The organism is Acidovorax soli (genome assembly GCF_014207955.1).
GTDB lineage: Bacteria > Pseudomonadota > Gammaproteobacteria > Burkholderiales > Burkholderiaceae_C > Acidovorax > Acidovorax soli_A.
In genome coordinates this window covers 140,330-164,718 of sequence record NZ_JACHLK010000001.1, presented here as the reverse complement: position 1 = coordinate 164,718, position 24,389 = coordinate 140,330, and the positions used below count along the sequence as shown (strand labels likewise).

Annotated in this window: 22 protein-coding genes and 1 pseudogene; 14 read left to right on the top strand and 9 right to left on the bottom strand. The window is 58.6% G+C overall.

Features of this window, described 5'->3' with window-relative positions; translation table 11 throughout:
• Positions 1-338: 338 nt before the first annotated feature.
• Positions 339-1,757, bottom strand: coding sequence for a leucine-rich repeat domain-containing protein (locus HNP48_RS00805; protein ID WP_184854951.1), 1,419 nt, complete (start codon positions 1,755-1,757; stop codon positions 339-341).
• Between the two features lie 525 nt (positions 1,758-2,282).
• The gene (locus tag HNP48_RS00800) at positions 2,283-3,254 is read right to left on the bottom strand and encodes a LysR family transcriptional regulator (protein WP_184854950.1); all 972 of its coding nucleotides are present in this window, start codon (positions 3,252-3,254) and stop codon (positions 2,283-2,285) included.
• A gap of 161 nt (positions 3,255-3,415) precedes the next feature.
• Here HNP48_RS00800 and HNP48_RS00795 point away from each other — a divergent pair, with 161 nt between their 5' ends.
• The 8 genes and pseudogenes from HNP48_RS00795 (at position 3,416) to HNP48_RS00760 (ending at position 10,569) form a co-directional block, all read left to right on the top strand.
• The gene (locus HNP48_RS00795) at positions 3,416-3,913 is read left to right on the top strand and encodes a cupin domain-containing protein (RefSeq protein ID WP_184854949.1); all 498 of its coding nucleotides are present in this window, start codon (positions 3,416-3,418) and stop codon (positions 3,911-3,913) included.
• 39 nt (positions 3,914-3,952) lie between these two features.
• The gene (gene paoA, locus HNP48_RS00790; RefSeq protein ID WP_184854948.1) at positions 3,953-4,585 is read left to right on the top strand and encodes an aldehyde dehydrogenase iron-sulfur subunit PaoA; all 633 of its coding nucleotides are present in this window, start codon (positions 3,953-3,955) and stop codon (positions 4,583-4,585) included.
• Positions 4,582-5,538: a xanthine dehydrogenase family protein subunit M gene (locus HNP48_RS00785; RefSeq protein ID WP_184854947.1), complete on the top strand. Its 957-nt coding sequence runs from the start codon at positions 4,582-4,584 to the stop codon at positions 5,536-5,538. Before paoA ends, HNP48_RS00785 begins: the two co-directional genes overlap by 4 nt.
• On the top strand, positions 5,535-7,811 hold the full coding sequence (gene paoC, locus HNP48_RS00780) for an aldehyde oxidoreductase molybdenum-binding subunit PaoC (RefSeq protein ID WP_184854946.1): 2,277 nt from the start codon (positions 5,535-5,537) through the stop codon (positions 7,809-7,811). The genes HNP48_RS00785 and paoC overlap by 4 nt, the downstream gene beginning before the upstream one ends.
• 15 nt (positions 7,812-7,826) lie before the next feature.
• A complete protein-coding gene (locus tag HNP48_RS00775) occupies positions 7,827-8,069 on the top strand; it encodes a hypothetical protein (RefSeq protein ID WP_184854945.1) in 243 nt (80 codons plus the stop codon).
• A 140-nt stretch (positions 8,070-8,209) separates the two neighbouring features.
• Positions 8,210-8,566 (top strand): annotated as a pseudogene (locus HNP48_RS00770) (cupin domain-containing protein); the annotation flags it as partial.
• A 134-nt stretch (positions 8,567-8,700) separates the two neighbouring features.
• Positions 8,701-9,768 carry a hypothetical protein gene (locus tag HNP48_RS00765; protein WP_184854943.1) on the top strand — a complete coding sequence of 356 codons (1,068 nt, stop codon included), beginning with the start codon at positions 8,701-8,703 and terminating at the stop codon, positions 9,766-9,768.
• 12 nt (positions 9,769-9,780) lie between these two features.
• Positions 9,781-10,569, top strand: coding sequence for a carboxymuconolactone decarboxylase family protein (locus HNP48_RS00760; protein WP_184854942.1), 789 nt, complete (start codon positions 9,781-9,783; stop codon positions 10,567-10,569).
• A gap of 109 nt (positions 10,570-10,678) precedes the next feature.
• Here HNP48_RS00760 and HNP48_RS00755 read toward each other — a convergent pair whose 3' ends face one another.
• The 5 genes from HNP48_RS00755 to HNP48_RS00735 form a co-directional block, all read right to left on the bottom strand.
• On the bottom strand, positions 10,679-11,695 hold the full coding sequence (locus HNP48_RS00755; protein ID WP_221480063.1) for an alpha/beta hydrolase: 1,017 nt from the start codon (positions 11,693-11,695) through the stop codon (positions 10,679-10,681).
• A gap of 240 nt (positions 11,696-11,935) precedes the next feature.
• The gene (locus HNP48_RS00750; protein WP_184854940.1) at positions 11,936-13,018 is read right to left on the bottom strand and encodes an alpha/beta fold hydrolase; all 1,083 of its coding nucleotides are present in this window, start codon (positions 13,016-13,018) and stop codon (positions 11,936-11,938) included.
• 2 nt (positions 13,019-13,020) lie between these two features.
• Positions 13,021-13,806, bottom strand: coding sequence for a carboxymuconolactone decarboxylase family protein (locus HNP48_RS00745; RefSeq protein WP_184854939.1), 786 nt, complete (start codon positions 13,804-13,806; stop codon positions 13,021-13,023).
• A 278-nt stretch (positions 13,807-14,084) separates the two neighbouring features.
• Positions 14,085-14,978: a LysR family transcriptional regulator gene (locus tag HNP48_RS00740; RefSeq protein ID WP_184854938.1), complete on the bottom strand. Its 894-nt coding sequence runs from the start codon at positions 14,976-14,978 to the stop codon at positions 14,085-14,087.
• Between the two features lie 64 nt (positions 14,979-15,042).
• Entirely contained in the window at positions 15,043-15,945 is a 903-nt protein-coding gene (locus HNP48_RS00735) for a LysR family transcriptional regulator (RefSeq protein ID WP_184854937.1), read from the bottom strand.
• 200 nt (positions 15,946-16,145) lie between these two features.
• Between HNP48_RS00735 and HNP48_RS00730 the strand changes: the two genes are divergently transcribed.
• The 6 genes from HNP48_RS00730 (at position 16,146) to HNP48_RS00705 (ending at position 20,601) form a co-directional block, all read left to right on the top strand.
• Positions 16,146-17,135, top strand: a complete 990-nt coding sequence (locus tag HNP48_RS00730) for an aldo/keto reductase (protein ID WP_184854936.1) — start codon at positions 16,146-16,148, stop codon at positions 17,133-17,135.
• Positions 17,136-17,150: 15 nt separating this feature from the next.
• Positions 17,151-17,747: a flavodoxin gene (locus HNP48_RS00725; protein ID WP_184854935.1), complete on the top strand. Its 597-nt coding sequence runs from the start codon at positions 17,151-17,153 to the stop codon at positions 17,745-17,747.
• Positions 17,748-17,823: 76 nt separating this feature from the next.
• The gene (locus HNP48_RS00720) at positions 17,824-18,816 is read left to right on the top strand and encodes an aldo/keto reductase (RefSeq protein WP_184854934.1); all 993 of its coding nucleotides are present in this window, start codon (positions 17,824-17,826) and stop codon (positions 18,814-18,816) included.
• A gap of 16 nt (positions 18,817-18,832) precedes the next feature.
• Positions 18,833-19,345 carry a cytochrome P460 family protein gene (locus HNP48_RS00715; RefSeq protein ID WP_260420042.1) on the top strand — a complete coding sequence of 171 codons (513 nt, stop codon included), beginning with the start codon at positions 18,833-18,835 and terminating at the stop codon, positions 19,343-19,345.
• Positions 19,346-19,369: 24 nt separating this feature from the next.
• Entirely contained in the window at positions 19,370-20,053 is a 684-nt protein-coding gene (locus tag HNP48_RS00710) for a DUF4405 domain-containing protein (protein WP_184854933.1), read from the top strand.
• A 71-nt stretch (positions 20,054-20,124) separates the two neighbouring features.
• Complete coding sequence (locus HNP48_RS00705; RefSeq protein ID WP_221480043.1) at positions 20,125-20,601, top strand: cupin domain-containing protein; 477 nt, start codon at positions 20,125-20,127, stop codon at positions 20,599-20,601.
• Between the two features lie 46 nt (positions 20,602-20,647).
• On the opposite strand, the gene HNP48_RS00700 is transcribed toward HNP48_RS00705, so the two are convergent.
• Together HNP48_RS00700 and HNP48_RS00695 are read right to left on the bottom strand one after the other, a co-directional pair.
• Positions 20,648-21,424 (bottom strand): DNA/RNA non-specific endonuclease, encoded by a 777-nt coding sequence (locus tag HNP48_RS00700; protein WP_311773786.1) that lies wholly within the window; start codon positions 21,422-21,424, stop codon positions 20,648-20,650.
• Positions 21,425-21,600: 176 nt separating this feature from the next.
• Positions 21,601-23,880: a hypothetical protein gene (locus HNP48_RS00695; protein ID WP_184854931.1), complete on the bottom strand. Its 2,280-nt coding sequence runs from the start codon at positions 23,878-23,880 to the stop codon at positions 21,601-21,603.
• Positions 23,881-24,389 lie beyond the last annotated feature (509 nt).

The following is a 24,389-nucleotide window of genomic DNA, read 5'->3' as shown; positions in this document are numbered from 1 at the left end:
AAGCTCCTGCACGGGGCTGATCGTTCTCAGTCCATGATGCGCATGCTCGGCATCTGATTGCCCAGGTAAAACAGCCCATCGGCATCCATCTAACAGCATGGGGCAGACACGCCGGCAATTGCGCGACATCGCCTGCCGGCAGCACCTATTGCGGCCCGAGGGGCCAAGGCTGGCTGTTCAGGGTCTATCGGCGAAGGACGCTGCAGCAGCGTTGGGCCTATAGGAGCCCGTGACGTACGCTGAACCAGCAGCAACACTTACCTCACGTACGCTGAACTCGGCAGGTAGACGCTGGATAGCGCGCAGAGTGCTACCCCAGCGGTTTAGAGCCCGACGGTTCAGACCTTTTTCCGCCCCAAGCGCACAAGCGTTGCTTCGTACTCTTGCACCACATCTGGCCGGTCATCGGCGGCGGCGTCGTATCGGCTGGCCAGCACGGCGGCGTCGGACCGGGTGCCCAACTGGCCGATGGCCTTGAAGATCTTCTTCATGAAGGCCGCGTCGCCGCCGATGATGTGCCGCTCGAAGCGCAGCAGGTCCATGATGGGCGCGACCAACTGCGGCGACTTGGTCTTGCCCACCATGTCGAGCAGGTTTTTGTAGAGGTACAGGTAGTTCTCGGAGAAGCCTTCGCGTTCGTTGAAGAAGGCAAGAAACAGGTCGGTGCAGGCCGGGCTGGCGATACCCGACAGGACGCACATGATGATCTCGTGTTCTTTCTCCATCTTGCCGACGTAGAACTCATCCTGGTAGGTGGGCCGTGCCAGCGCCGCGTAGAAGCACTCGGTCATCGGCGAGAGGGTGCGTTCGCCGTACCCACAGAGCACGAGCACCAGCAATTCCGATACATCGTCGTCCGGGCGCAGCCCGTTGACGACCATGGCGTGGAAGGCCCCCTCGGCCGGGTGCGCCAGTGCGCCTCGCAGGGTCGCCAGGTCGCACCGCCGGTTCACCAGGCTGGCGAAGGCCTTACCCAGCAGGGCCACATCGGTGATGGCGTAGAGCGCTGGCCAATCCTGTTTCGCCATCAGATCGGCCACGCGGCGCGGTGCATTGTCCTCCTCCGGTATGGGCTCCCCCCTGGGCAATGGGTCCTGCTGCAGCAGCCGCAGGGCGATCTGCTCCTCGCGGTGCTGTGGGTCCGCGTAGAAGCGGGTGAACTTTTTTCCAGCCAGCGGCGCCAGGCTGGTGATGGGATTGCCCTGCACGTCCAGGTCCACCACGGCCGGGCAGGCGGCCAGCGGGGACAGGTCGGTGATCTGGTTGCGGCTCAGCTGCAACGAGGCCAGGCCGGGGTAGCTCTGCACAAAGCCCAGGTCCGAGATGCTGTTGCCCGACAAGAACAGGGCCTCGAGTTGCGGCAGGTCCAGCCCCGCAGGAAACGCCGCCAGCTTGTTCGTGTACAGGAACAGGTGGCTCAGCACCTTGAAGCCGTTGAGCACATCGAAGTTCGAGAACCGGCAGTTGTCGATGATCAGCGTCTGCAGGCGGGGCAGCGCCCGCAGTGCTTCCAGGTTCGTGAATTTCAGCCCATGCAGTGCCAGCTTGTTCAGGCTGGTGATATGGGCGATGCGCGCCAGGTCCACCGGCTCTTTCATCTTGCTGCGGTCCAGCGTCAGTTCGAGCACGTCGTCGCAGCCGGCGATCTGGTCCAGTTCCTCGCTGGTGAAGCGCTCCAGGCGCAGGCCATTGGAGTGGTTGAGCACGCTGATGCGGGAGTAGGCCAGGTCGGTCCACTTGGATTTGGGCTTGGGCATAGTGTTGGGGCTGTGGCTGGGATGGACGGCACAGGGTGGGCGAAGGTGCGGATTGCCTTGGCGCGATGCCCGACCCCGAATGCGGGAGCGGCTTTTGCGCAACTTCTTTCCGGGACCGCCCACGTGCATTGGTTGCGAGTTTCAACGGATCATAAGACGCACTCTCGCAGGCGCACTGGACGGATTGTCCAGGGGCTGTCACCAATAGCCGAGGTCTAGCCGCCTGCTGCAACTATCGGTGAACATGACATGGGCAGCCGCTTTCGATAACGAGGTGCGGTGACTTGGATCAGCCCAATTCGGTTTGGTGATAGATCAGGTCCGGAGCACGCAGTGGAATCAGCTCTCACGATAGGCAGAAGACAACGCCAAGGCCTTAGGCTAACGAAGAGCTTCCTGCTAAAACATTTCTACTGGTCGCGTGGAGAGTCAAGCCATATCGGGGATATGGTCCAACGAGTATGTTCCAGTCTGAATAGCTGAGTTTCAACTACTGGCGAGCATGTGCCAGACTTCCTGGAAAAGCTATTTCAACTTGGCAGCCTTGCGCCCTTGCATCTCGGCTTCAGCCAGTTCCCTTGCGCTGAGCACATACTCCGGCGCGTTCGTCAGGCGTTCCACGGCTAAGTCGATGAAGGCGCGCACCCGCAGCGGTTGTGCTGACCGGCTTCCGTAGTAGACGAATGCACTTGATTGGTCGTCCACATGCTCCGTCAGCAGGGGGACCAGGCGCCCAGCTCGGATGTGAGGGGCCGCGGCTATACCTGAAAGCAAGCCAAGCACGTGACCAGCGAGCACTGCGTCGGTCTCCAATGCTTCGTCATTCACGCACAGTGCGGGTAGCACTGGCTGCTCGACTACGCTATTGGCGACCTTCATCCGCCACGGCATCATGCGACCGGTGCCTGGGCTGCGATACACGCTGCAACGATGATTGGTCAATGTGCCCAGATTGTCAGGCGCCCCATGGCGGCGTAGGTACTGGGGTGAAGCGCAAACGATCAGCTGCAGCGGAAAGAGTTTGCGAGCGACTACCCCCTCAGCCGGCGAACGGCCGATGCGGAAACCCACGTCAACGCGATCCTCGACCCAGTTGCCGATACGATCGTCCAGCTGCACATCCGGCTGGACCTCCGGATGCAGGGTGCAAAACTCGTTCAGCAGGGACCACAACACTGTGGCAAACACAGAACGCGGCCCCACGATACGTAGCGGTCCGCCGATCTCATCCTTAGATCGGCGGGTCATCTCAAGCGCCCTTTGCAGCCCGGCCAGAGGGGGAAGTGCTGCTTCCAAAAACTGCCGCCCCTCATCGGTGAGCGACATGCTTCGCGTTGTACGGTGAAACAGCCTCACGCCCAGATGCTGTTCCAGCTGCACGAGCGCTTGGCTCGCGGCCTGGGGAGTGATCCCCTGAGCGGAAGCTGCTTTGCGCAGACTACCCAGCTCGGCGGTGCGGGCGAAAGTGGTGATGGAGCGCAGTTCATTGATTGGCATGAAGCCATTATCAAGCGCTCTTTGCTAATCCTTCAAGTCGGCGGGGGCTAGTCCCTGCGAGCCCTTGCTTCTAAAGTTCCTCCATGCCCATCTGTCCTGCGACTTCAACGCAGCTCTTCAACCGCCACTGAGCGCAGACCCTGACTGAGTAAGGAGCCTTCGTGAAACAGCTTGCTTCCGCAGTCACGGCGCTCTCCTTTGCCGCTTCTGTCATCGCGCAGGCCGACCAAGGGCTGCGTATCACGCGCAATGGCAGCCAGCCTTCGGCGTTCGGTCCTAACCAAAACTTCACCGGCCGCGTGCGAGTGGATATCACGTTCAGCGCTGACTCCCCCGGCCGCGTCGCCGGCGCGCTAGTCACGTTCGAACCTGGCGCACGCACCGCTTGGCACGCCCACCCGCTGGGCCAGACACTGATAGTGATGCAAGGGGTGGGACTTGTACAGCGCTGGGGAGGCCCGGTGCAGGAGATTCGCCCCGGAGACGTGGTGTGGATTCCGCCACATCAAAAGCACTGGCACGGTGCCACGCCCGGCATTGCTATGAGCCATGTAGCCATCTCCGAGCGACTTGAAGGCAACGCGGTGGAGTGGATGGAAAAAGTCTCCGAAGCGCAGTACAGCAACCTGCGAGCGATGCTGGCAAATGAACCCCGATGACGTGCTCGCACAGGGCCGAATTTAATAAGGAAACTATCCATGCATCATCTTGATGACATTACCCTCACGCGACGCGATCTGCTGTTTGCAGGTGCCGCTTCAGCCGCAGTGGCGATGCCCGCTGGATCAGCCGCGCAAGTGTCTGAAGACGCGACACCCATCACGGCGAGCGTGAAGTTGGAAGTGAATGGTGTACCTCACACGCTGCAAATCGATACCCGCACAACGCTGCTGGATGCTCTGCGAGAACATCTGCAGTTGATTGGCACGAAAAAGGGCTGTGATCAAGGGCAATGCGGTGCATGTACGGTGCTGGTGAACGGGCGTCGAGTTGTTTCTTGCTTGAGCCTCGCGGTGATGCAGGAGGGGACCAAGATCACGACGATCGAGGGACTAGGAACGCCTACCGCGATGCACCCCTTGCAGACTGCCTTCGTCAAGCATGATGGCTTTCAATGCGGTTATTGCACGCCAGGGCAAATCTGTTCGGCAGTCGGTGTACTTGACGAGATCAAACGCGGCGTTCCGAGCCACGTGAGCGGGAACATCACCGCCCAGCCGTTGCTCTCGTCGGCCGAACTGCGCGAGCGCATGAGCGGCAACATTTGTCGCTGCGGCGCATATCCGAACATCATCAATGCCATCGGCGAAGTCGCGGGGGTGCGCACATGAAGCCGTTCAGCTACGAGCGCGTGTCTTCTCCGGCCCAAGCAGCGGCCGCCGTCATGGCGAAGCCTGGCGCGAAGTTCATCGCTGGAGGTACCAACCTCCTCGATCTTATGAAGCTGCAGATAGAGACACCGCTGCACCTTGTGGATGTGAGCGGAATTGGACTCGACAAGATCGAGCCAACGTCTGAGGGCGGCCTGCGCATCGGGGCACTTGTGCGAAACGCCGATCTAGCGACCGATGCACGTGTGCGCCGAGACTACGGTGTGCTTGCGCGTGCGTTGGTGGCTGGCGCGTCGGGTCAGCTGAGGAACATGGCGACTACAGCAGGCAATCTGCTTCAGCGCACACGATGCCCTTACTTCTACGACACAAACATGGCCTGCAACAAACGTGTGCCGGGCAGCGGATGCTCTGCATTGGGAGGCTTCAGTCGCCAGCACGCCGTAATGGGCGTGAGTGATGCATGTATCGCGACTCACCCAAGCGACATGGCTGTTGCCATGCGAGTGCTTGACGCCACAGTGGAAACGACCCGCGCCGACGGCAGGTCTCGGGTGATACCGATCGCCGAATTTCATCGCTTGCCGGGCAACACACCTCACATCGAGACAGCGCTTGAGCCGGGTGAGCTCATTACATCGGTTAGCTTGCCCCGGCCCATTGGCGGCACCCAGGTGTATCACAAGGTGCGAGACAGAGCGTCCTACGCCTTCGCGTTGGTATCTGTTGCCGCGATTGTGCAGCGCGACGGCACCGGTCGCGTAGCTCTTGGAGGTATGGCTCATAAGCCTTGGCGTGTTGAAGCAGCCGAAGCCGAGATGCGGCGTGGCTCAAAGGCCGTTGCAGCGCGTTTGCTGTCGGGCGCGCGTACGACCCATGAGAACGAATTCAAGCTGCCATTGGCCGAGCGAACACTTGCTTCGGTCCTGCAGCAAGCTAGGAGCGCAGTATGAAGTTCGATACGCCTGCCACCACCAATCCGATCGACCAGATGAAGGTGATCGGTAAGCCTGTCGACCGGATTGAGGGCGTCCTAAAGACCACCGGTACTGCGCCGTATGCGTACGAGCGCCACGAAGTCGCATCCAATCAGGCATACGGATTTGTTGTAGGTGCCGCGATCGCAAAGGGCCGCATCCGCAGCATGGAATTGGAAGCCGCAAAGCGAGCACCAGGAGTCATTGCGATCGTGACGGCCCAGTCTGCGGGCGAGTTGGCGAAAGGCCAGTACAACACGGTCAAACTCCTCGGAGGGCCACAAGTCGACCACTACCACCAGGCTGTTGCACTGGTAGTGGCGGAGACCTTTGAGCAGGCACGCGCTGCTGGTGCGATGGTGCGCATCGAGTACGACCGGATGGATGGGGCATTCGATCTGGCCAAGGCAAAGGACAGCGCAACCAAGCCCCCTCGGATCAGTGCCGGTCCTCCAGACTCCGCGGTGGGCGATTTCGCTGCAGCATATGCCGCCGCTCCGGTCACGCTGGACGCCACGTATACGACCCCCGATCAGACCCACGCGATGATGGAGCCGCATGCCACGCTTGCCACGTGGAACGGCGACGAACTCACCGTCTGGACATCTACCCAGATGGTGGACTGGGCGCGTAGCGACCTGGCGCGCACCCTGGGTATGCCGAAGACGAAGGTGCGCGTAATCTCGCCTTTCATCGGCGGTGGATTTGGCGTGAAGCTGTACTTGAGGGCCGACGCACTGCTGGCTGCGCTTGGCGCACGCGCCGCGCGCCGCCCTGTCAAAGTCGCGCTACACCGCGCCTTGATTACAAACAATACAACGCATAGGCCAGCTACCATCCAGCGAGTGCGAATCGGTGCGACCCGTGAGGGAAAGATCACCGCTATCGGGCACGAGAGCTGGTCCGGGGACCAGCCCCAAGGAAAGGCGGACGGTGCAGTGCACCAGACTCGCATGCTCTATGCTGGCGATAACCGGATGACGGCGACACGGATCGCCGTCCTCGACCTACCGGAGGGCAACGCGATGCGAGCTCCTGGTGAAGCAACTGGACACATGGCACTGGAAGCTGCCATGGATGAGATGGCCGAGAAGCTTGGCATCGATCCTGTTGACTTTCGCATCCGCAACGATTCGCAGGTTGTCCCCGATAGGGCCATCGCCCCCACGGCAGAGAATTCTCAGGCTCAAAAGCCCGAGGCAGCAACCGGCGATGTGAAGCCTGCGGGGCATCCGTTCTCGCAGCGGCAGCTGGTCGAGTGCCTGCAAATCGGGGCAGACCGCTTTGGCTGGGCAAAGCGCAGCGCCCGTCCGGGCCAAGTACGCGACGGACGCTGGTTGGTTGGGATGGGGGTGGCCTCTGCATATCGCGGTGCCCCCGTGACGAAATCGGCGGCACGCGTCCGTCTCGAACGCAGTGGTCGAATCGTCGTCGAGACCGACATGACGGATATCGGCACCGGAAGCTACACGATCATCGCGCAGACCGCTGCAGAAATGATGGGAGTTCCACTGGCTGGCGTCTTCGTCCGCCTGGGGGATTCCAACTTTCCAGTGTCTGCAGGATCGGGCGGACAGTGGGGAGCGGCCAGTTCTACTGCAGGCGTCTACGCTGCTTGCATGAAACTGCGTGAGGCGATCGTGCAGCAGTTGGGCCTCGATGTTGCGGATGCAAGCTTCTCAGACGGCAAGGTAACTTCGCGTGGCAAGAGCGTTCCGCTCTCCGAAGCTGCAGCTCAGGGCGAGCTCGTTGCAGAGGACCTGATCGAGTTCGGCGACCTCGCGAGGAAATCTCAGCAATCGACGTTCGGTGCGCATTTTGTTGAAGTCGGCGTCGACCGCTTCACTGCCGAAATTCGCATTCGGCGCATGCTGGCCGTATGCGCCGCTGGGCGCATTCTCAATCCGAAGTCAGCGCGTAGCCAAGTAATTGGTGCCATGACGATGGGCGTCGGCGGCGCGATCATGGAAGAGCTAGCGATCGACAAACGACTGGGCTTCTTCGTCAACCACGATCTAGCTAGCTACGAAGTGCCTGTGCACGCAGATATCCTCTCTCAGGAAGTGATCTTCCTCGATGGGCCGGATCCCTTGTCTTCCCCCATGAAGGCCAAGGGAATTGGCGAGCTAGGCCTATGCGGTGTGAGCGCGGCAATCGCAAACGCAATCCACAACGCCACGGGCATTCGCGTGCGGGACTATCCCTTGACGCTGGACAAGCTGATCCGGCAGATGCCCACCGCAGCATGATGAGGCTGCGAGAGTATGAGCGCCGCTACTTTCCTGTCCTCAGGTGTCGTAGCGGCGTCGATGACGCGTGTCGGGCCTGCAGCCGCGCAGTCGATGCATTGGAAGCCGACAACCTACAACAAGGTGATCGTCGGGCGTCAGCTAAGCAAGCTGGAGTTTTTCAGCGTGGGCGGAAGCGCAAGCCATCAACCGGATGCATCAGACGAGCTTGTTGAGCCGCTCGGCGATGGACTAAATCGTATGAACCGCATCCGGTAGCGGTGTGTTGCGTTCGCTGAGATCCTCACGGCGGTGTCCGAAGTCAGGGCTTGCGACTCGCCGTCCGGACTAGAGACAGATGTTTGCCAACATCAAAACGCCGCGGAAAAACTAATACCCATTCCCCAAAAGTTACTCCCATGAAGCTTGCTCCCATTGCCCTCGCCTCGCTACTTCTATGCGTCTGCGCACATGCACAGCCAGAAGGTGGCCTTCGAATAGCTCGCGGCGGCAGCCAGGCATCGGCCGTAGGGTCGGCTGACAACTTCACCGGAAGGGTGAGAGTCGACATGTCATTTCGTGCAGCGCCGCCAGGTCGTGCTGGCGGTGCGCTTGTCACCTTCGAACCCGGCGCTCGAACCGCTTGGCATACACATCCTCTTGGTCAGACGCTGCTCGTCCAACAGGGTGTTGGATACGTTCAGCGCTGGGGCGGTCCTGTGCAGGAGATCCGGCCTGGTGACGTGGTCTGGATACCACCGGGTGAGAAACACTGGCACGGCGCGACTTTGACAAACGGCATGAGCCACATCGCAATCGGCGAGCTGCTCGACGGAAAATCAGTTGAGTGGCTGGAAAAAGTCAGCGATACCCAATATCCAGGTTCGACACGCCCTGCCGGAGAGTCACGATGAACATTTTCTCCGCAACGCTATTGGCTACAAGTCTCACGGCGGGCTTCGCCTCTGCGCAAAGCATCCAGTCCCTGAAAACTCCGGAGCGACCGCTAGTTCTACAGGCTCGGGGCAGCTTTTTTGTCGGGGGGGAAATTGTGGAGCAAAGCAGAGTCGAGCTCGGCGGACGCGCCCCCGCAGATAGGGTGACCGTCAATCAAATGTATGTGGAGTACATGATCCCTGAGGGAGCGAAGAAGACTCCATTGGTCATGGTCCATGGTGCCTCGCTGAGCGGGAAGTCCTATGACACAACACCTGATGGCAGGATGGGATGGTTCGAGTACTTCGTCCGGCAGGCGCACCCAGTGTACGTTGTCGACCAAGTTGGCAGGGGCCGGTCCGGCTTCAATCAAGCGGCATTGAATCGCGCGATTGCAGGCGAGACGCCTCGTGAGCAGTCGCCAAAGCCTTATCGATTCGGTGATCGAAATGGCGTCTGGACCAACTTCCGCTTTGGCCCGCGCCTTGGTCAAGCATTTCCAGACTCCAGGTTCCCCGTGGAGGCAGCCAATGAGTTGGCCAAGCAGTCGATTCCCGACATGAGCGAAATGGTGCCAAGTCCAAGTCCCACGCACAAGGCGCTTGCTGACCTGGCATCCGACCTGGGCGGCGCCGTTTTGATCAGTCATTCGCAATCCGGCCACTTTCCGATGGAAGCGGCCCTACTTAACGCCAAGGGTGTTCAGGCGATCGTTGCACTGGAACCGGGAAGATGTCGCGGCGCAGACTACTCAGACGAACAGATCGCGCTGCTTGCCAAGGTTCCAACTCTCGTGATGTACGGTGACTACCTTTCGGCTCCGACCGGATACACCGAGCAAACGTGGCAGGATCGATACAACGATTGCGCCACGTTTGTGAAGCGGCTTTCACAAGCCGGAGGCAGAGCAGCCATCCTGTCGACGACAGAGCTCGGCGTACGTGGAAATAGTCATATGCTGATGCAGGATCGAAACAGCCTCCAGTTAGCCGAGCATGTAAGAAGTTGGTTGGACAAGAATGTGCGTGGCAACGAGAAGTGAAGGACCGTCCATATGAATATCGCCGTCACTTTTCTCGCATTCACGCTTGCCAGCGCGGGTCAATTCGCTCAAGGCCAAACTCAGTCCGCTTCCATCCCGGCGCCTCCTGCGGCTACGCGGCCTTCCGGCCTCCTGCAACCGAAGATCGCTCCTGGCCTCGCTCGGTACACAGACGAAGTTCTTTTCGGCCAAGTCTGGCCCAGTTCGGACCTGTCGCCGCGCGATCGCAGCCTGATCGTAATCTCGGCATTGATCGCCATGAACAGGCCTGCTCAGCTCACCGGTCATTTAAATCGCGCTTTGACAAACGGGGTCACCCCTGTCGAGGCTTCGGGCGTGCTGACCCACCTTGCTCTTTACGCGGGCTGGCCGAATGCTGTTTCGGCATTGACCGTGTATGAAGAGGTCTACACTTCTCGCGGCATCGACTTCGCTGCACTACAAGCACCCGTACCGACCCTGCCGCCTTTGGCCTTTGATACAAAACGTCCACGACGAGATGCAGATCAGGTCGCGATTTTTGCGCCGAAGTTCGCAGACCTTACGAACGATATCGTCTTCGGGGACCTCTGGCGTCGTGCCGATCTCACGCGCCGCGACCGCGCCTTAGTGACTATCGCCGCGCTTACGGCAATGGGCGACGATACTCTGCTTGAACAGTATTTGCGCGTGGGCCGAGCATCCGGGCTGAGGCGAGAAGAAGTGGCCGAGGCATTGACGCACTTGGCGTTCTACGCCGGCTGGCCCAAAGCGACAAAGGCACTAAAACAAGCGGCTCGCGTTCTGCCGCCGGTCAGATGATTCTTGCTCGTTATCGATTTGCATTGATGGGTGGTAAAGCCCGCGTTCCATCCAGCGATTGGAGTTTGAGCGGGAGGGCCATGCCTGAGTCTCAGGGCATGCCGCCGCACTACAAAGTCTTCGCGTAGAACGACGTCAGCTTGCCCATCGCGATGTCCACATACTTAGGAACCCAGTAGGTCTCGATGTGCGTTGCGCCATCGATCTTGAACAGTTCCTTGTCTCTCGTGCCCGAAGCCCTGACGAATGCGTCCTCCGTCATGTACAGGCTGTCGGCCTTGCTGCCTGCGATCATCAGGAGCGGCTTGTCGATGAGTTCGATCTGGCTGGTCGCGTCAAACCGCATCAGGTCCAGCAAGCTGCTGGTGGTGTACTTGAAGGTTGAGCCGGGATGCGCGTGGGTCTTCCAGTAGTACTCGTAGCCCTGGCGGTACATTTCGAACGGCAGTGCGGCGATCTGCGCATCCGTCATGTCGGCGTCCCCCGAGTAGAGCACCGGCCCGCCGGCCGCTTCCTGGGCGCGGGCAGCCGAAGCCTGCTGCAGGCGGTCCTGAATGGTGTTGAGCAGCGAATCGGCGAATCCGTTGCGGCGGACGCGGCCGGAGTTGAACATGCTCAGGGTAGCGATCGACTTGAAGCGCTTGTCGGACTGAACTGCTGCCAAGGTGTACCCACCGCCGCCGCAGATCCCCAGGACCCCGAGGCGATCCTTGTCCACGCCCCCATACTGGGTGATGAAGTCGGCCATGCCGTGGATGTCCTCAATGCGGTGCACAGGCTTGTCCACATTGCGCGGCTGTCCGCCGCTGCCGCCTTGGTATGCGGCATCGGCAGTGATGGTGATGTAGCCCGTCTCAGCTAGGCGCTGGGCATAGAGGCCAGCCACCTGCTCCTTGACGCCACCGTTTGGATGCGCCACGACGACCGTAGGGTACTTCTTCTTCGGGTCGAAGTTCGCGGGTGTGTAGACGTTGGCCGCAATGTCCAGGCCGTTGAGCTTGTACTTGACCGGGTGGATGTTGACCTTGCCCGGTTCGTTCTTGGTGATCGCACCTTCGTAGGTCAACGTGAACGGGTTCTTCTTGTAGTCCGCTGCCAGGGCTTCGCCGCCCGTGACGCCGACCATTGCTGCCATCAAGGTGGCCTTCAAAATTGTGCGTTTCATGAGTTTGCTCTTCAAGAGTTGGATTGAAATACGTTGTGGATCAAGCAGCCTGCCGGCTAGGGCACCTCAACGCCTCGGTGGTGCTTCGACCCCAGTGGCAGATAGCACGGCAGGAGAGAGGCGAGCGTCTCTAATGGGGATGGCGGCAACAGCAGCGTTAGGTTCTGTCAGTTCGGCTGCGCTGAAAGAGATATGGCTGGATCAATCCAGGCCTTTCTCGGCCAGAAATTTGGACACCAGGTCCGCTATCTGGACGTTGTTCAGGTCCGACATGGGAAAGTGCGTGTTGCCCTTGATGCCGATCTCGGGCAAGTGCACCACCTTGACATCACCGCCATGCCGGTTGACCGCATCGCGCCACAGGCGGGACATTTGCAGGCGCGCGCGCCAGCTGTCTTGGGCCGGCAGGTCAATGCTCTGCCCAGGAATGTTGTCGCCGTAGATGATCAGGATCGGAATCTTTGTTAGCTGCAGGAATTGGGGCAACGGGGTTGCTTCCCCGCGGACCGTGTCGAACGCGCTGGGGATGGGTGGTGGTAGTTCGCCTTCCGGGAAAATGAAGCTGCTGCCCGGCTCGAAGGAGACGATGGCCTTCACGTTGCTGTTCTTGATCGCAGTAAGCCAGCCAGGTCCGCCGCCTTGCGAATGGGTGAACAGAATCCCGGGGCCGACCTTGCTAAACAGCGCCGACACGCCATCGGAGACAACGTTCAAGTCGAAAGGCCCGGTATTGGGTGTCATGGCCCGATAGAACTGGTTGAGGGTTTCCGGGCTGCGATCGAACTGAACACCGTTGAAGTAGTTCGGCCACAAGCCCACGCGGAACTGGTTGAACCAGAGCTGCTCGTCAGGCGTCGGCTTGAGCGTCGCTTCGACCATGCTGCGACCTGCATCCCCGCGTCGGGGCTGGTCGATCAGGTACACGCCGAACCGGCGGCGCAGGAAAATGTTCTGAAAGCCCTCTCGACCGTCGGCTGTGGTCTCCCAGGTCTTGGAGAACTGGCCTGCACCGTGCCACATGAGGATGGGTAGCTTCCGGGCATTTACCGGTATCTGGTAGAAGGTGTAGGCGTGGTCGCCGTGGTAAGTCTGGCCTGCCGGCTCCAACGGCTTGCGCGGATCGAACGTTCCCGGTGCGGTATTGGTGGTCCCCCCCGCGGCGAAACTCCCTTGCTGTTGAATCAGCAACGGCCCGCCCGATTCACTGGATGCCGTCATAGAGGTTCCACACGCAGCGAGGACGAGCGTCGCCGTCAGTGCGAGCACTGGTTTGATTGCTTTCATGATCAACCTCCAGACCGGGTAGCAAGTACCTGTGTCAGTGCTGTGCGAGCACGCGTTGCTGCCTGCTCATCCACTCGCTCCGAGAGCACTTCGATGACTTGGCGCAACTGCGATGCACTCAGGCCCACCCGCATGCTGGCTGCCATGTGGGACCGCAGCTGAGGCTCCACGCCTGGCGTTGCGGCCAGCGCCCCGACCGTCGCGAGCTCACGGCTCTGCCAGTCAAGGTTGTCGCGTTCAAAGATGTCGCCGAACAGGTGAGACTGCAAGAACTGATTGATCACCGGTGCGAACTCGAACACAGGGCCTTTCACCGGGGCACCTGAGATTCGCGTCTGGTTTGCAGTGCCTGCTGCCAGCAGTGCATCGCCAGTAGGCGGTGCCTTGCTGGGCTCGCGTCCAACGGCGTCCTGGATGCCTCGCTTCTTGCGTTCTTCAACCAACTTCATCAACTCGCCCAGCGCGTTGAGGCTGCGTGGAAAGCCCACGTAGGCGTAGAGTTGGACTAGGATCTCCTTGGCTTCATTCACCGTAAGGCCACTGTCCAGGCCAAGTGCCAAAGCCGAATTCAGCTTTGCAAGGTCGCTTGTGGCTGCGAACGCAGCGATCAGTGGAATCGCCTTTTGCTTTGCTGAGAGCGACTCCGCCACGGAGGCATTGCTCGCGCTGGACAGAGTTCCGGCGCTCTCAGCCGCATGGGATGGCAGGCCTGCTGCGCACAGGAAAGTAGCCAGACCGAATGCCATCATCCTGGCACGTTGAACCTGAAAAGGTGTTTCGTTGAACATCAAACGACTCTCCCTTGATAGCGTGTGGCGAACAGGCCAGATGGCGATGAACGCAGGTGGGCTCTTCACGCGATGGACCTCGTTGCCTTGATCGGAACTGCACAGATCCTTCGCTGGTGGATGAATCGTAGGGAGGGCGGGCTCTTTGATAAAGCCCATGAATCCGCATTCACTGCTGAGCCAGCTTCATGAGTGAGCGCCAATTCGTTGGCCATCCAGAGTGGCCAGGGTGTACATCGGTAGCCCGCTGCCCGGCGTACCGGGCAAAGACAAACGCGCTATGCCCGATGTCGAAGTGCGTCGACGATGACAGCCAGTGCGCGCGAGGACTGTCGGCGATTGGGGTAGTACAGGTGGTATCCAGGGTATGGTGCGCACCAATCGTTGAGCACCCGCACCAGCCTTTTTGCCGCGATGTGTTCCAGCACCAGGTCCTCGGGAACGAAGCCGAGGCCGTAGCCAGCCAGTGAGGCACGGACGATGGGCGAGCTGCTGTTGAAGACCCATTGCCCCGCGACGTGGAACTTCATCTCCTGTCCATCCTTGGCAAAATCCCAAGGTAGGAGACCACCATGGGTGGGAAGGCGCAGGTTGATGCAGTCGTGCTCAAGCAAATCGCGCGGCACTTTGGGCTTCGCGCGTTTTGCAAAGTAGCTGGGTGATCCGACCACGGCAATCCGCAAGTCGGGCCCGATGCGGACGGCGATCATGTCCTTGGCGACCTGGTCGCCCAGGCGAACGCCTGCGTCGAATCGCTGGGCGACGATGTCGGAGAGAGCGTAGTCGACAGACACTTCGATCTTGATGTCTGGGTGCTCGTGCGCCATGCGAGAAAGCTTAGGCCACAGGACAGAATTTGCTGCATGCTCCGCTGAAGTAATGCGGATGGTTCCAGCGGGTTTGTCGCGCATCTCCTTGACCGCGGCAAGCTCGGAGTCGATGTCCTCAAACCGCGGCGCCACGCTCCGGAACAGACGGTCGCCAGCCTCCGTCGGCGAGACGCTTCGTGTGGTGCGTGTGAGCAGCAGAACACCCAAGCGCTTTTCGAGCCCACTGATCGCATGGCTCAGTGCAGAAGGCGACACTCCGACCACGGCCGCGGCTCGGGTAAAGCTCCCTTCTCGCACGACGTGAACGAACGCAAGAACGTCGTTGAAGCTGTCTATCGCCATGATGATGTTCGATCGTTGAAGGGGTCGATTCAGCGCGTTCGAGCGTCCTCGAAGTCTTGGGCGCTCATGTCCTTGGTACAGGGTAGCTCAGTGCATGGATCACCACGGCCATTGCGCGGTTCAGATGACGGCGACTTGGGTAGTAGAGGTGGTAGCCCGGAAACGAGGAACACCAGTCCTTGAGAACTGGTTTGAGAAGTCCGTCCTTGATGTGGGGGCGTGCAAGATCTTCTGGCACGTATCCCAGGCCGAAGCCCGCGAGCGCAGCCTTCAGGATTGGCCTGGTCCCGTTGAATACGAGCTGACCTTCAACCCGTACTTTCACTGCTTGCTCACCCTTCTTCAACTCCCAGGCGTAGAGCTCTCCGTGGCTCATCAGGCGCAGGTTGATGCATTCGTGGTCCGCCAGGTCCTGCGGCTTCTTTGGCGCGGGGTGCCGTGACAAATAGGCGGGCGAGCCAACGATAGCGAAGCGGACATCTGGACTGATGCGCACGGCAGTCATGTCTCTTGCAACTTCGTTACCAAGCCGCACACCCATGTCGTAGCGCTCGGTCACGATGTCGATGAACCGTGCGTCGGTCGTGATCTCCACCTTGATCTGGGGGTGCTTGGGCAGCAACTTCTCCAGCCTTGGCCAGAGCACTGTTTCTGCGGCGTTTTCGGAGGCTGTGATCCGAACCGTACCTGCAGGGGCATCGCGCAATTCACCGACGGCTGCCAGTTCCGCTTCGATCTCCTGAAAGCGCGGTGCAACGTTCTCCATCAAGCGGGTACCGGCTTCCGTAGGAGACACGCTTCGCGTGGTACGGGTCAGCAGCCGCACTCCCATCTTCGCTTCAAGAGCACGGATCGTGTGACTCAGCGCCGATTGGGAAACACCCAGCTGCGCTGCTGCGCGCGTGAAGCTTTGCTCGCGCGCCACGGCGATGAATGCAAGCAGATCGTTGTAGCTCTCTCTGGGCATTGATGAGATCACCTCACAAGTATTTGCCGATTCTGCCACCTAGTCGTCGCCGCCGGCGATCACTACATTCGTTTTGTACGTGGCGCATGCCGCGCTCTCTCCGCTGCCGCTGGTCGTAGCAAGTAGCTTGCCGGTGTGGCCGGCGAGCACTTCAGAGGCGGACCCCAGACGTGGACGCTGCCGACACAGAAAGATCAAAGATGCAAAAACGAACCCTTGGCACGAGTGGCCTTGAAGTCTCAGCCGTTGGATTGGGCTGCATGGGGCTGAGCCATGGCTACGGGCCCGCAACGAGCAAGGACCAGGCTGTCTCGTTGATCCGCGCCGCCGTCGATCGCGGTGTGACCTTCTTCGACACGGCTGAGGTCTATGGTCCATACCTCAATGAAGAGGTCGTCGGCGAAGCGCTTGCACCGGTGCGAGACAAGGTCGTGATCGCAACCAAGTTCGGCTTCACCTTTGGCGAAGACAACAAGCAGCAAGTCCTCAACAGCCGTCCGTTCCAGATTCGGTGGGCAGTGGAGGGTTCACTCAGGCGTCTGAAGACGGATGTCATCGACTTGCTGTACCAGCATCGCGTCGACCCCGAGGTGCCGATCGAAGACGTTGCAGGGACCGTAAAGGATCTGATCGCCGAGGGCAAGGTTCGCCACTTTGGACTGTCCGAAGCCGGCGTGCAGACCATTCGACGTGCACACGCGGTTTTGCCGGTGACTGCCTTGCAGAGCGAATACTCGTTGTGGTGGCGTGAACCTGAGTCCCAGGTCATTCCCTTGCTTGAAGAATTGGGAATTGGCTTTGTTCCCTTCAGCCCATTGGGAAAAGGATTTCTGACGGGCACCATCAAGGAAGGCGCGAGCTTTGGCGGCGATGACTTTCGCAGCAAGGTGCCGCGCTTCTCGCAAGATGCGATCAAGGCGAACCAGGTGCTGGTGGATGTGCTGGGGCGGATTGCCAGTGAAAGGCGTGCCACCCCCGCGCAGATTGCGCTGGCCTGGCTCTTGGCCCAGAAGCCGTGGATCGTGCCGATTCCTGGCACGACCAAGCTGCACCGACTCGAAGAGAACTTGGCTGCCGTGTCGCTGGCGTTGTCTCAAGATGACTTGGAGGTAATCGAGAGCGCCCTGCAGGCGGTGCAAGTGCATGGTGACCGATACAACGCGGCAATGCAGGCGCGCGTAGGGCGATAAGGCCAGAGGCATGCAATGAATCCAGTGCACGATCCAGCGCGCCGCGCAGCGATGGCCGCGTTCGCTACGCTCTCGCTTGCGGACAGTTCTGCCGCACCCGGGCAGAAGCCTGCGACGACCGGGCAGGGCGAGGGCCGTCCTCTGGTTGCCTACTTCTCTCGGTCGGGAAACACGCGTGTTGTCGCTGGGTTGATCCAGCGGGCACAAGGGGCCGATCTCTTCGAGATTCGCCCTGCAGTCCCGTACCCGGAGGACTACCTCGAAACCGTAGAGCAAGCTCGAAAGGAGCGTGACAGCGCGTTTGAGCCGGCACTGGAGTCCGTGGTCAAGAACATGGCGGCGTACGACACGATCTACCTGGGCTTTCCCATATGGGGCGAAACCGCCCCGCCTCTGATCCGCAGCTTTCTTGCTGCACACGATCTGTCTGGCAAGAACCTGATTCCCTTCATCACCCACGGCGGCTATGGGCTTGGCAGCAGTCAGAGCGTGTTGGCCAAGTTCGCGCCCCGGGCACTACTGCGCAGCGGTTTCGTGATGGAGGCGGAGCAGGAGCGTCGAACGATGAACCGTGTGACCGACTGGCTGAAGGAAAAGAAGGTGCGGAGTTGAGCGGGTGCAGCCCGGTCAGTTCTGCGCAACCCAATTTGCTGGCGACCAAGTCGGCAGCTGCGACAAGGATAGATCCATGAAGACTCGGAAACTCGGAAGGAACTTGGAAGTCTCGGCCCTCGGCCTGGGGTGCATGAGCATGAGTGCGTTGTACGGCCCTCCTGCGGACAAGGATGAGATGGTGCGTCTGATCCGGGCGGCATTCGAGCGGGGAGTCACGTTGTTCGATACAGCCGAGTCCTATGGTCCTTTTGCCAATGAGGAGCTTCTTGGCGAAGCCCTGGCTCCCATTCGGGACCAAGTGACGGTTGCCACCAAATTCGGATTCGACATCGACCTGGTGACGGGTGAGCGCCTGGGTGGCACTAACAGTCTTCCATCACACATCAAGGCGGCGGTAGAGGGGAGCCTGCGGCGCCTGCGGACCGATCGAATCGACCTCCTGTACCAGCACCGAGTGGATCCGGCGGTGCCGATCGAGGATGTTGCCGGCGCGGTCAAGGACTTGATTGCTCAGGGCAAGGTGAAGCACTTTGGCCTCTCCGAGGCTGGTGCGCAAACCATACGCCGTGCCCACGCCGTGCAGCCTTTGGCCGCCGTGCAGAGCGAGTATTCGCTGTTCTGGCGTGGCCCGGAAGTCGAGTTGCTTGGCGTGCTGGAGGAGTTGGGCATTGGATTCGTGCCCTTCAGTCCGCTAGGCGCAGGGTTCTTGACCGGCAAGATCGACGAGAGCACGCAGTTCGATGCCACAGACTTTCGCAACCTCGTACCCCGCTTCGCACCAGCCGCCCGGAAAGCCAACCTGGCTTTGGTCGATGTGGTGAAGGCGGTCGCTACGCGCAAAGGCGCAACGCCAGCTCAGGTGGCCCTGGCTTGGCTGCTTGCTCAGCGGCCCTGGATCGTCCCGATTCCTGGCACCACGAAGCGACGCCGGATGGAGGAAAACTTGGGTTCTGTCGACCTGGAACTCACACCTGAAGAGCTTGATCAGGTCAACCGCGAAGTGTCGAAGATCGATGTCCTGGGCGAGCGTCTGCCAGAAGCCGCGCTGAAGATGACCGGGCGTTGAGGTGCAGCGGAGAACCATGCCGATGCGCAAAACCATGAATCGAAGCAATAGCGGATTTGCGCGCAACACCGCATTGGCCATCCTGGCTGCAACTGCAGCATCTTCCTTCTGCTGGCAGGCGCATGCTGAGGCCACCCGCGTCACCTTTCCCAAGCTCGAAGACCTCGTCCACTACACGACGGTTCGCCGTGGCAATGTGACAGAGCACATCTCGACGACCAAGCAAGCCATCGACGCCATCCAGAAGGGGCAGCCTGTGCCGAACGGCACGCACTTCGTACTGGCCGACTATCGGGACGAAAAGATCTACCGGTACTTTGTCATGGAGAAGGGCCCCGGTTGGGGGGCTGACTTTGAAGAGCGCCGCCGCACTGGGGACTGGCAGTTTCAGTGGTACTGGCCTGATCGCAAGATCAACGTGCAGGAGAACACTGCGCGTTGCATGTCCTGCCATTCGTCGCAGAAAGGTGCGGACTACCTGTTCACCGCCAGGCGCATCCCGGAGTTTCGCGGCAAGCCCGTGGAGTAACCCAGCGCGCACCGGAAACATGCTGTGAATTCCGTGTTCCTACTGAGGCTTGTTCTAGACAGCGTCGCTGCCGGACTGCTGCTATTTGCCTTCGCCTACTTCTGGCAGGGCAATGCATCGCACGAGTGGGCCGGGATCGGCATGTTCGCGGTGCTCATCGTTCACAACGCATTTCATCGCCGTTGGTTTGCCTCGCTCACCCAAGTGCCGCGAGCCAAGCGCGGCAAGTTCAACGTCGCACTGACCCTGGTGCTGCTTGTCGGAATGCTGGCGCTGTTGGGCACGAGCTTGGTGATCTCCGAAACGCTGTTTGCCGGACTGCGGCTCGATGACGACTTTACGTTGAGGCGAGTCCATGCGGGTATCGCGTACTGGCTTCTGATCGTAGTGTTCATCCACCTGGGCTTGCGTTGGCCTCTGCTCATGGCGGTCGCACGCAAGCTGTTCGGCTTCCAGGAGAGCAACGCGGCCCGAACTGCAATTCTTCGCTTGGTCGCCGCGGGCATTGCTTTGCAGGGAGTATTCAGTGCGCTTGCGCTGAACTTGCCAGCCCGATTGCTGTTTCAGATATCGCTCGACTGGTGGAATTTCGAGGAGTCGGTCGCCGCCTTCTTTTTGCACTGCATGGCCATCGCAGGCCTTTGCATGTTTCTAACGCACTACTCGATGCTTTGGGCGCAGCGTCGCATGCGAAGAGACGCGATGTAGCGCCTCGTGGCACGTATGCCTGCGGGAGTTGCTTCGCCAGATCTATCAACCACACACCAAGAAGGATGAATATGAAGATGACAGTTCCAGCAGTTACCGCCATCGCGCTCTCTCTAGGGATGACGGCGGCGTCTGCCTCCGATACCGCACCGGTTCAAGTCACGCGAGTCGGTGCGCAGCCTTCCAGCGCCGGGGGCGAGCAGAACTTCACAGGCTCGGTGCGGGTGGACTCGCGCTTTCAGGCGTCCGCGCCCGCGCGAGTGGGCGGCGGCGTCGTGACATTTGAACCAGGCGCACGCACTGCATGGCACACGCACCCGTTGGGTCAAACGTTGATCGTCACTTCAGGAGTGGGCCGTGTGCAAAAGTGGGGCGATGCCGTGCAGGAGATTCGACCCGGCGATGTGGTGTGGATTCCGCCGGGCGTGAAGCATTGGCACGGGGCAAGCTCCACGGTAGGCATGAGTCACGTAGCGATCTCCGAGTCTTTGGACGGTAAATCGGTGGATTGGTTGGAGAAGGTCAGCAAGGAGCAGTACGGACAGTGATCATCCCGCGTGCAAAACGCGGGGCGCACTTTGGCTGGCGTGTGCATCAGCCAAAAAACTCAATCCCCGTCCGCTTCACCAACTCCTGATAGCTGATCGGCGGCCCTACGCGCTCACCTTCCCGATTGGCCTGCCAGTGGGCCCATGCCCGCTGCGTAGTCGCGTCGTATACGAGCTTGTAGAGGTAGGTCGGTACGCGAACCTTGTTGGCACCAATGGACGGGCTGGAACTCGTGTAGACCGGCCCGGTGATGACATAGACATCGCCCTTGGCGCGCAGCACATAGCGCCTCGTGTCCTGCTCGATCTTGGCCCATGCTCCGCCGTTGTGCTGGATGTTCTGCGGGACCATGTTGGCCAGGCTAAAGCTCTGCGCCATCGCCGTGGGTGTGGACATATCGCCCGCCGGCGCCATGTGCCCGCGGCTGTACCCCGAGCGCTTGTAGTCCTCCAGTTCGGCTCGCTCGGACGAAGGCAGACGAGCATCCGCAAAAAACTTGTCGGCGCGCTTCTCGTCGGCCTGCTCAATGGTCCTGCGGTTCAGCAGCTGCGCCACATAGACTGGCGTGCGCGTCTCCCCACTGTGAAGAACCGCGAAGGCCTCATAGCACAGCTCGCGCTGCATGGGCCGCACCGGCATCGCAGGCGGCTTGCCGCCGACGAAGAACTTAGGGCACTGCGCAAAGCTAGTGGGCTGTGGGACTCGGAAGTAGTCCCGTTCAAATGCCGCGCTCGGTGTGCGGGCGGATGCGATGCCCGCTGCGCCCACCAGGAGTGCTAGGGCCAGGCGCACGGTTCGTGGCCAAGGATAGATGAGGTTCACAGGAACCGATGTAGAAAGCTGGGTGGAGAGTCGTCGCTATGTTTGGTGTTTTAGCCATACTAGCTGTACAGCAAGTATGGCTAACATACACACCACTCAAGATTGTGATTTCACAGACCGAGCGACATATGTTGGTTAATTGGCTGACCAGTTGCTACCGCTGCACCATTGATAGACTATCTTGCAGAAATGTTTTTTGGATTGGAAACGTTGGAGTGATTCGAGTGCTTGCTCCGAGCGCCCGCAGTGCTCTTTCGCTCGGACATTCCATCCTTGACGGCTTTATTTTTTTCTCCAGCTTTTATGCGGCCGCCAATGGGGGCTTCCGTCTCTACTTTGGCATTGACCCAGGAATAATCAACTTTAACATTGAGTCCCCTCAAATTGTCGGCAACCACTTGCTCTAGATAGTTAATCATGTCGATTTTCTCCGTAACATGCTGAGAATAAGTTCGGGATTGGAGATTGAGTCTCCATCCTGTAGAGCCTTTTCTCTTGACTGCGTTAAGTTCTCCGGCGATTCGACCAGGCTTACCATCTGTGAGGGTTGGATGCCCCTGGAATTGACCACTTGAAGCAATATCCTCTCCGATAATAATATCTCCAGCGGCATCGATGACCCAGATGTATTTTTTTGATCTATCAAGAAAGTTCCAAGATATATTCTCGGATGCTCTTGGTATTATTTTTGGCACATCCGTGCGTATCGTGATGTTTTGATTGACATCGGTCTCGCCGCTCTTGAGAGAACGCTGCGGCAATCCGATTGGACCGTATGCGGTATTTAGGAACGCGTCGTTCTCATCTCTGCTAAAAAACTTAATAAAGCAGCCAGCCAGATCGCGAAATTTCGTTTTGTCGGCACTTCGCATACCTTGCCAAACGCGCGTTTTAATTTGAGAACGAACAAAGATCCATGCGAATGATGCCTCCAGAGTCCAAGCGATATAGCCGACCAAGACGTTACCTTGAGGTACTTCGGTAGCATCGAATAATATATCGCTCAATCTTTTTCCTGACTTTGGGTCGCTGATTCGGCACCGCCATAGAAAGCGAGGCATGTTCTGAAGAAGCAATGAGTTCTTCCCTTGAATTCCGTTGTATGCCTCAAAATTTTTTGATTCGATGACATCTTGCTTTAACTTGGTACTTGTTATCAGTGATATTTCCCAGCAACTCTTCAAAAGAGATATTGCTCCGTCATGCATCTCGCTAGACCGCTCAGCATCACCTCCTGATGGAACAGCGGATCGAACTGATTCACCAAGATAGGCATGAAATGCGACACAGACATCTTGAATATGAATATACGGAATTCGAATTTTGTGGTACGCCCCGACAATTGCAATGGTTGGAATGAAGATATGAGATTGAGCCTCATGCACTCCCAATGCCATCCCTTCCAGCTTCTGTTTCCCGCGCGTGAATTCTTGGATATCTGTACTTAAACGCAGGTATGGTCCACTCCTGTCGTCATGCACATAGATCTTGTCCATATCGTCTGAATGAAATTTCAGCCCCTGCAAGGGAGTCAACCCCTTTTTGATAGAGTATCCAGTAACACAAACAAGATGAGCTCCAAGGTGGGTGTATCCGCTCCCACTTCTTTCATACATTTCGCCACCAAGTATTATGGTCATGTCATTTGACAGATATCCATAAATCAAAGCCTTGAGATCTTGAATCGAGTTCTCGGCACTCCAAGCAATCGAAGGCTCGAGCCCAAAGTGACGTAGCCCTCTTAAAATTTGAGGTGGTGAAAGGCCTGCGGTAGGAAAGATGCGACCTGCTTCAGCACCGCCATTTGTTGCAGCCTTCGTAATTGCGCTTGGTGATGGGAGCAAATTCGGAGAGATGTCCGTGTGCGCTCCAAGCGCAACCCACAAAGCACTTGTTGCGCAAGCGGAAACAACTTTATCTTGCTCAATGAACGGAATGGTCTCTACTGAAAGTGCAAGACCGAAAAGTGAAACTTCAACCTTTCTGGTTAATACTTTTTTAAGCGGATTTCTCAACAAGGCAGAATAAGGCCTTAGACAGAGCCGCGCGAAAACAGTGTGTGGAATTGGCCTGATTACAGCAAATCCAAGATAAGAGTCTTTTAAGCTCTTTTTCAGCGCCTGGTTATTACCAGACAAGCATCTACGGAAATCAGAACTTGTAAAATCGGATGAGAAAAAGTGCAGTCTAGAGCACTTTTTTGGATGCGATGGAAAACAGCGCGCATAATATTCAGCGTAGTCCTCCAAATAGTGACGGTCGATATAGTCACTTTCCGCTATCACAGTTTGACAGTTTACGTGGTCAATTGCCAGATAGTTGCAAAGATACTTTAATTGGGTTTTTTCGGAAACCTCATCCCGTTCGTTCCATCCAGTTATGTATCGAACGAAATCGATAATATAGTCGGCGCTAAATTTAGCTACGCTCAGTGGTGGAAGTGTTGAATGAGGCATTTTTTAGATAAAAAAAAGCCGCAAGACCATTGCGGCTTCTGAGGAGCAATGAAGTTTACAAGCCGTAGCTTTGCGTGAGTATGTTGTCACGACTGCCGCCCGCAAGCACACGTCCAGCACTTCTAGCAGGCGTCGGAGCTACAAAGACTGTGCGAGTGGCTGCCGGAGCAAGAGCTGCCTGCTTCTGCTCCCGTTCCATCTGGGTAACTCTATTCAGCACGTCTCTTACCCTTGCTGCGTGCTCTTGCTTTGCTGTCAGTTCTGAATCGGGCATTTCACACTCCTTCGCATCGATCGATCGCGATGCAGGTCCCTTCATGGGGACTCACTCCTTGTCAACCTCGAACAATTCGAGGCCCTCAATTATACGCAGTTTTTTGCTTTTTTGTGTGCTACAATGCTTGCCCTTTTTTATGAAGGGCATCGGATTGAAACTGTTTGTGACAATCATTGTGCTGTTGTTCGAGCGTTCGTCAACAAAAAAGTAGCATTCCAGGGCGAAAGCTGTC

Coding starts and splice junctions, on each gene's coding strand:
- HNP48_RS00805 (WP_184854951.1), bottom strand. CDS start 1,757: ATGCCCAAGCCCAAATCCAAGTGGACCGACCTGGCCTACTCCCGCATC.
- HNP48_RS00775 (WP_184854945.1), top strand. CDS start 7,827: ATGAGCGCCGCTACTTTCCTGTCCTCAGGTGTCGTAGCGGCGTCGATG.
- HNP48_RS00785 (WP_184854947.1), top strand. CDS start 4,582: ATGAAGCCGTTCAGCTACGAGCGCGTGTCTTCTCCGGCCCAAGCAGCG.
- HNP48_RS00755 (WP_221480063.1), bottom strand. CDS start 11,695: ATGGTCGGCGTCACGGGCGGCGAAGCCCTGGCAGCGGACTACAAGAAG.
- HNP48_RS00705 (WP_221480043.1), top strand. CDS start 20,125: ATGAAGATGACAGTTCCAGCAGTTACCGCCATCGCGCTCTCTCTAGGG.
- HNP48_RS00745 (WP_184854939.1), bottom strand. CDS start 13,806: ATGTTCAACGAAACACCTTTTCAGGTTCAACGTGCCAGGATGATGGCA.
- HNP48_RS00715 (WP_260420042.1), top strand. CDS start 18,833: ATGCCGATGCGCAAAACCATGAATCGAAGCAATAGCGGATTTGCGCGC.
- HNP48_RS00695 (WP_184854931.1), bottom strand. CDS start 23,880: ATGCCTCATTCAACACTTCCACCACTGAGCGTAGCTAAATTTAGCGCC.
- HNP48_RS00740 (WP_184854938.1), bottom strand. CDS start 14,978: ATGGCGATAGACAGCTTCAACGACGTTCTTGCGTTCGTTCACGTCGTG.
- HNP48_RS00725 (WP_184854935.1), top strand. CDS start 17,151: ATGAATCCAGTGCACGATCCAGCGCGCCGCGCAGCGATGGCCGCGTTC.
- HNP48_RS00720 (WP_184854934.1), top strand. CDS start 17,824: ATGAAGACTCGGAAACTCGGAAGGAACTTGGAAGTCTCGGCCCTCGGC.
- HNP48_RS00735 (WP_184854937.1), bottom strand. CDS start 15,945: ATGCCCAGAGAGAGCTACAACGATCTGCTTGCATTCATCGCCGTGGCG.
- HNP48_RS00760 (WP_184854942.1), top strand. CDS start 9,781: ATGAATATCGCCGTCACTTTTCTCGCATTCACGCTTGCCAGCGCGGGT.
- HNP48_RS00750 (WP_184854940.1), bottom strand. CDS start 13,018: ATGAAAGCAATCAAACCAGTGCTCGCACTGACGGCGACGCTCGTCCTC.
- HNP48_RS00765 (WP_184854943.1), top strand. CDS start 8,701: ATGAACATTTTCTCCGCAACGCTATTGGCTACAAGTCTCACGGCGGGC.
- paoC (WP_184854946.1), top strand. CDS start 5,535: ATGAAGTTCGATACGCCTGCCACCACCAATCCGATCGACCAGATGAAG.
- paoA (WP_184854948.1), top strand. CDS start 3,953: ATGCATCATCTTGATGACATTACCCTCACGCGACGCGATCTGCTGTTT.
- HNP48_RS00730 (WP_184854936.1), top strand. CDS start 16,146: ATGCAAAAACGAACCCTTGGCACGAGTGGCCTTGAAGTCTCAGCCGTT.
- HNP48_RS00800 (WP_184854950.1), bottom strand. CDS start 3,254: ATGCCAATCAATGAACTGCGCTCCATCACCACTTTCGCCCGCACCGCC.